Origin of the sequence: Streptomyces sp. NPDC001508, assembly GCF_040298665.1 — a bacterium.
GTDB lineage: Bacteria > Actinomycetota > Actinomycetes > Streptomycetales > Streptomycetaceae > Streptomyces.
On record NZ_JBEPAP010000172.1, the window covers coordinates 1 to 1,256 of the forward strand.

The window sequence follows — 1,256 nt, forward strand, 5'->3', positions numbered from 1 at the left end:
CCGACCGGAGATCCTCCACTTGCCGCATGTCCATCCACCCACCGTGCCTCCGGACGAACACAACCGGCAAATGACACCTAACGGAGCCCTACTAGTCACGTCCTCGCATAAGTTGGCTGGCGCGAGTTACGGCCATGCGGTCCTTGACCTGGGGCGAAAGTGGGTCTGGCGGCGCTAGACGCATGACCAGCGGAATGCCCAGGCAGAGCCCAGGAGGCTCCTTCGTGATCACGGGGGAATGCTGGGGAGGTCCCCCGCTGAAGGGCTTTCTCCCCAGCTCAGAGCCATGTTCTCCGTGAAGCAACCAGATCTACGAGGGCACGAATCAGGTTCAGCGGGTTGTGATGGCTCGGAATCTGCCGTGAGTTGTCCTGGCCGCAGCCTGGTCTGACGTCGCCCGCGGACCGCTCGGTCGTCAGCTTTCGTAGCGGCGTGCCGCGGCGGCCAGGGCGGGCTGGAGGCGACGGGCCGCGCTCAGATGGTCGGCGGTCCAGATGATGCGGACCGCCGTGTCGGTGGCCCGCCCGTGCTCGTCCAGCAGATCACGGCGTACGGACTCGACCAGTCCCGCCGCGCTGTCCGGGTCGGGCGGCAGCGGATCGGGTACGGACCGCGGTCCGCCGAGGCACCCGGCCAGATCCCGGTACCAGCCGGTCACCCGGCCCGCCGCGGAGAGCAGGACCAGCCGGGCGGCGGCCCGGTCGGCCACGTCGGACGGGTCACCGGCCCGCCGCCACAGCCCCAGCACGGCGTCCGCGGCCAGCCGCAGCCCGACGATCCCCGTGACCAGCGCGGTCATGTCGGCCAGCGGCACGGGCTTGGCGCCGCGCTCGGCCAGATAGCTGCGGAAGGCGTCGTCCAGGCGTCGCGCGGACGCGGCCGCCGCACGCCCCTGCTCCAGCGGCACGTCGGCCCGTATCGGCGGACTGCCGCACCTGCCGACGGCGTACTCCACCGCACCCGCCAGATAGCGGGCGCTGTCCGTGTACGCGGCGGCCAGCGCCCGGTCGACCGCGGCCGTGGCGCCACGCGGCCAGAAGAACAGGCCGACCAGCACGCTCACCGCGCAGCCGAGGCCGATGTCCTGGATCCGCAGCAGCACGATGTGCCAGTTGGGGTCCCGGCCGATGCTGAACAGCACCACCAGCGTGACGGTGAAGGCCGCCTAATGGGACTTGCCGGGTCGGTGAGACTCGGTGCCGTAGCCGCCAGCAGGTGAGCACTCAGGCCGCCTGAAGCATTCGACTTCCGGGGTC

General features: G+C 70.7%; 1 protein-coding gene. It reads right to left on the reverse strand.

Features of this window, described 5'->3' with window-relative positions:
- Nucleotides 1-415: 415 nt before the first annotated feature.
- Nucleotides 416-1,144, reverse strand: a complete 729-nt coding sequence (locus ABT245_RS45925; RefSeq protein WP_351747138.1) for an FUSC family protein — start codon at nucleotides 1,142-1,144, stop codon at nucleotides 416-418.
- Nucleotides 1,145-1,256 lie beyond the last annotated feature (112 nt).